Source organism: Achromobacter sp. DMS1 (assembly GCF_001270295.1).
Genome location: NZ_LHSJ01000319.1, coordinates 1 through 4,358 on the forward strand (window position 1 = coordinate 1; position 4,358 = coordinate 4,358).

The 4,358-nt window shown below is 67.6% G+C and carries 4 protein-coding genes and 3 pseudogenes; 2 read left to right on the top strand and 5 right to left on the bottom strand.

Annotation, left to right across the window (positions count from 1 at the left end; all coding sequences use genetic code 11):
- Positions 1 to 221: 221 nt before the first annotated feature.
- From def to AD428_RS23390, 5 genes and pseudogenes are all read right to left on the bottom strand, one after another.
- Complete coding sequence (def, locus tag AD428_RS23375; RefSeq protein ID WP_053246742.1) at positions 222 to 755, bottom strand: peptide deformylase; 534 nt, start codon at positions 753 to 755, stop codon at positions 222 to 224.
- Positions 756 to 793: 38 nt separating this feature from the next.
- On the bottom strand, positions 794 to 1,189 hold the full coding sequence (gloA, locus tag AD428_RS23380) for a lactoylglutathione lyase (protein WP_053246743.1): 396 nt from the start codon (positions 1,187 to 1,189) through the stop codon (positions 794 to 796).
- A gap of 105 nt (positions 1,190 to 1,294) precedes the next feature.
- Positions 1,295 to 1,591, bottom strand: a pseudogene (locus AD428_RS23385) (M48 family metallopeptidase); the annotation flags it as partial.
- Between the two features lie 17 nt (positions 1,592 to 1,608).
- Positions 1,609 to 1,992, bottom strand: a pseudogene (locus AD428_RS25800) (nitrate/nitrite transporter); the annotation flags it as partial.
- A 38-nt stretch (positions 1,993 to 2,030) separates the two neighbouring features.
- Positions 2,031 to 3,260, bottom strand: a complete 1,230-nt coding sequence (locus AD428_RS23390) for an MFS transporter (RefSeq protein WP_053244920.1) — start codon at positions 3,258 to 3,260, stop codon at positions 2,031 to 2,033.
- 371 nt (positions 3,261 to 3,631) lie between these two features.
- Between AD428_RS23390 and AD428_RS29045 the strand changes: the two are divergent.
- Together AD428_RS29045 and AD428_RS23395 are read left to right on the top strand one after the other, a co-directional pair.
- Positions 3,632 to 3,862: pseudogene (locus tag AD428_RS29045) on the top strand (NnrS family protein); the annotation flags it as partial.
- Positions 3,859 to 4,358: NnrS family protein (locus AD428_RS23395; RefSeq protein ID WP_255352296.1), on the top strand; the 500-nt coding region annotated here is incomplete at its 3' end. The pseudogene AD428_RS29045 and the gene AD428_RS23395, both read left to right, overlap by 4 nt.

Consider the following 4,358-nt stretch of genomic DNA (forward strand, 5'->3'; position numbering starts at 1 on the left):
GCTGCGGCGACCGCCTGCGCCAGGGCGGGGTGCGGGATTGGCGCGAAGCCCATCGCCGGGGCGCGCTCACGGACGACCAGGCCGCGCAATTGCAGGCGGCCGAAGATACGGTGGCGGAAGTGCTGCAGGTGGACGATTCGCGCCAGAGGAGCTGTCGCCCGCCCGGTGCGGAGCGGCTGCCGGGCAGGCAGGCGGGTAGGGCGCGCCCGCCCGCGCCGGCTTCAGTCGTCCCGGCTGGGGTCGAGGCCGGGAAACAGCACCTCGGTGTAGCCGAACTTCGAGAAATCGCGGATGCGCGACGGGTACAGCCGCCCGATCAGGTGATCGCACTCGTGCTGCACCACCCGGGCATGGAAACCCTCGGCCTCGCGCTCGATGGGCTGGCCGTAGGGATCCTTGCCGGTGTAGCGGATGCGGCGGTAGCGCGGCACCAGGCCGCGCAGGCCGGGCACCGACAGGCAGCCTTCCCAGCCGTCTTCCATGTCGTCCGACAGCGGCGTGATGACCGGATTGCACAGTATGGTCTGCGGCACGGCCGGCGCGTCGGGATAGCGCTCGTTGCGCTCGAATCCGAAGATGACCAGCTGCAGGTCGGCGCCGATCTGCGGCGCGGCCAGGCCCACGCCCTTGGCCGCCTCCATGGTCTCGAACATGTCGTCGATCAGGGCGTGCAGCTCGGGCGTGTCGAAACGCTCCACGGGCGCGGCCACGCGCAGCAGCCGTGGGTCGCCCATTTTCAGGATGGTGTGGATCATGGGATTGCGCCTGTCGGAGGAAGCGGGAAGGCCGCGGCTCAGTCTTCGCGGCCCTTCTTCTGGATGAACTCGATCTTGTAGCCGTCGGGATCTTCCACGAAGGCGATGACGGTGGTGCCGTGCTTCATGGGGCCGGCCTCGCGCGTGACCTTGCCGCCGCGCGCCTTCACCTTTTCACAGGCTTCGTAGGCGTCGTCCACTTCCAGGGCGATGTGGCCGTAGCCGTTGCCCAGGTCGTACTTGTCGGTGTCCCAGTTGTGCGTGAGTTCGATAACGGCGCCTTCGGCTTCGTCCTGGTAGCCCACGAACGCCAGGGTGAACTTGCCCTCGGGGTAGTCCTTGCGGCGCAGCACCCGCATGCCGAGCACGTTGGTGTAGAAATCGATGGATTTGTCCAGGTTGCCGACTCGCAGCATGGTATGGAGCAAGCGCATGGTGTGTTTCCTTGTCCGGGTTGGGGAAGCGGCGCGCTTCCCGGAATGGCATGGGCCGCGCAGGCGGCCATGCCGGAAGTGTAACGGCCCGGGGGGCCGCCTGCCCTAGAACTGCGGCAGGCTGGCGGGGTCGTGGCGCCGCAGCAGGTTCTTGGCGTCTTCGAAGCCGGGCAGGATCTGTCCGACTTCGCGCCAGAAATCCTGGCTGTGGTTCATTTCGCGCAGATGGGCCAGTTCGTGCGCGATCACGTAGTCGATGATGGGCGGGGCGAAATGGATCAGCCGCCAGTTGAGCATGATGTTGCCGTCGCTGGTGCACGAGCCCCAGCGGGTGGCGGCCGACGACAGCCTCCAGCGCCGGATCTTCAGGCCGCTGGTCTGCTGGAAATGCGCCAGGCGGGCGCGAACCAGGTGCAGGGCGCCAGCACCAGCAGCACCGGATACGAGGTGGCCGGATCGCGCAGCGCGAAACCCATGCCCACCGCCGGGATAAGCAGCGAGGCGGTGGAAATGGCCGTCCACTTGCGGCCGCCGAACACCGGCACCAGAAAGGAATAGAAGATGCGCAGCGTGGCGCCCGAAAGCGCCGGCAGCGCCGTCAGCCAGAACATCTGGTTCTTCGACAGCATGAAACCGGCGCGGTCCAGGTTGACCACCACCACGCTCCACAGCATCCAGACACTGAAGGCCAGCATGAGCGCCGGAATGGAGATCCAGAGGTTGCGGTTGGCGACACGCGCCCCGGTTTGCTTCCAGAAACCGGGGTTTTCCGGTTCCCAGCGATGCAGCACATAGGTAGACATAAGATTCTCGCCAAAACGGGAAGAAGGGAAGTCGGGATTCAGGCGGCCTGCTCGCGCATGGCGGGCGCCGCGCGGCGCGAGCGGTAGCTGTAATGCATGAAGATCAGCGATACGCACACCGTTCCGTACATGAGCATGAAGGCGCTGGAGCGGATGCCCGTCAGGTCCAGCAGCACGCCGAACAGGATGGGCAGCACGAAGCCTCCCAGTCCGCCGGCCAGCCCCACGATGCCGGACACCGCACCGATGTTCTGGCCGAACTCGTCGGAAATGAACTTGAAGACCGAAGCCTTGCCGATGGCCATGGCGATGCCCACCACGAACAGCAGCACGGTGAAGGGCACGGCGCCCAGCGCGATCTGGAAGCTGCGCGGACCGTCGGCAGTGGTGACGGTGAACTGCGTCTGCGGATAGCTCAGCAGGAAGAACGCCACCCAGCACACCCACATCACCCACCACGTGGTGCGATAGGCGCCGTAGCGGTCGGAGATCCAGCCGCCCACCGCGCGCAGCACGCCGCCGGGCAGCGAAAAGCAGGCCGCGAGCAGGGCGGCGTGCGTGATGTCCATGCCATACTCGCCGATGTAGTACTTGGTCATCCACAGCGCCAGCGCCACGTAGCCGCCGAACACCACGGAGTAGTACTGGCAGTAGCGCAACACCCGCGGGTCCTTCAGCAGGGCGAGCTGCTCCGACAGGCTGACCGCGCCCTGCGTCCGGTGGGCCGGATCGGACGATGAAAACATCCAGAACAGCACGGCGGTGGCCAGCAGCGCCGCCGCATACACCTGGGGCACGATGGTCCAGGCGCCTGCGGCCGCCGCGATCAACGCGGGCGCCACGAACTTGGTAATGGCCGAACCCGAATTGCCGGCGCCGAAGATGCCCATGGCCAGTCCCTGCTTGTTGCGCGGGAACCAGCGCGCCACGTAGGGCGTGCCCACGGAAAACGAGCCGCCGGTCAGGCCCACGAAAAGCGCCAGCACCAGGAAGTGCCAGTACTCCGTGGCATACGACAGCAGCCAGACCGGCACCACCGACAGCAGCATCAGCACGAAGAACACGGGCCGCCCGCCGTAGCGGTCGGTCCAGATGCCCAGCGGCACGCGCACCAGCGAGCCGGTCAGCACGGGCATAGCGGCCAGCAGGCCGAATTCGGTTTCGGAGAGGCCGAGCTGCTGCTTGATCGGTATGCCCAGCACCGCGAAGATCATCCAAACCGCGAAGCAGATGGTGAAGGCAAAGGTGCTGGAGATCAGGACGCGCATCGGCGCGCTACGGCCGGCATGTCGGGAAACTGTCATGGTTGTTCTCGCTACTCAGGGGAATTCATGCGCCCGGGACCGGAGCCCGGCTCCCTTCGGCGTCACAGGTCCTAGACTAGGGATCCGCCGGCATCGCCGCCATTGCCCGGCCGACCATCCGGGCCATGCCGGAATGACTAGTCACCCCCTTGATTCCGCCGCATTTGCGCGGCGTCAAACGGGCGCGCGGGACTGGAGCCGGCGCAAGGTTTAATATGTATCTTCAATACATCTTCAAACACCCGGAGCCGTTCCGCATGAGTCCCCTGCTTTCCATCGACGAGCCGCGCCCCGCCCGCTCGCCCGCCCGGCCGCAGTGGCGCGCCTTCACCGAGATGGGGTTCCGCCCGCTCTACCTCGCGGGTTGCGGCTGGGCCCTGGCATCGGTGCTGGCGTGGGTCTATGCCCCCGGCCTCTTGCGCGGCGACCTGCCGGGCGTGTTCTGGCATGCGCACGAAATGCTCTGGGGGTTCGTCGCCACCATCGCCGTGGGCTTTCTGCTCACCGCGGGCGCCAACTGGACCGGGCGCAACCCCTTGCACGGCAATCCCCTGGCCGCCCTGTGCCTGGTCTGGGCCGCGGCGCGCATCGGCTACCTCGTGCCCGGCCGCAATGCCTTCCTGGTCGCCGGGCCGCGGACGCGCTGTTCTTCCTGTGGGGCGCCGCGGCCCTGGGCCGTTCGGTCTGGCTCACGCGCAACCGGCGCAACTACGGCGTGCCGCTGCTGCTGGCCGCCCTGGCGGGCGCCCATGCGGCCTATCTTTCCTCGGCCGCCGCGGGCGACTATCTCGGCCTGATGCGCGCCTTCAACGCGGGACTGATCTGCATGGCGGTGCTGACGCTGCTGATCGCGCGGCGCGTCATCCCCTTCTTCGCGCAACGCGCGGTGCAGGCTAAAGATCCCGCCGCACACGCGCAGCGGCCATTGGCAATTGGCGGCGGGCGTCGCCGCCGTCGCATTGCTGCTGGCCGGGCAGGCACCGGCCGCCGGCGCGGCGCTGGCGCCAGCGGCCTGATCGCGCTGGCGCAATGGCTGGCCTGGAAGCCCTGGGCGGTGCGCCG

Bases quoted from the DNA above. Each gene is read 5' to 3' on its own strand.
- def (WP_053246742.1), bottom strand. From the start codon at position 755: ATGATCCACACCATCCTGAAAATGGGCGACCCACGGCTGCTGCGCGTG.
- AD428_RS23390 (WP_053244920.1), bottom strand. From the start codon at position 3,260: ATGCGCGTCCTGATCTCCAGCACCTTTGCCTTCACCATCTGCTTCGCG.
- gloA (WP_053246743.1), bottom strand. From the start codon at position 1,189: ATGCGCTTGCTCCATACCATGCTGCGAGTCGGCAACCTGGACAAATCC.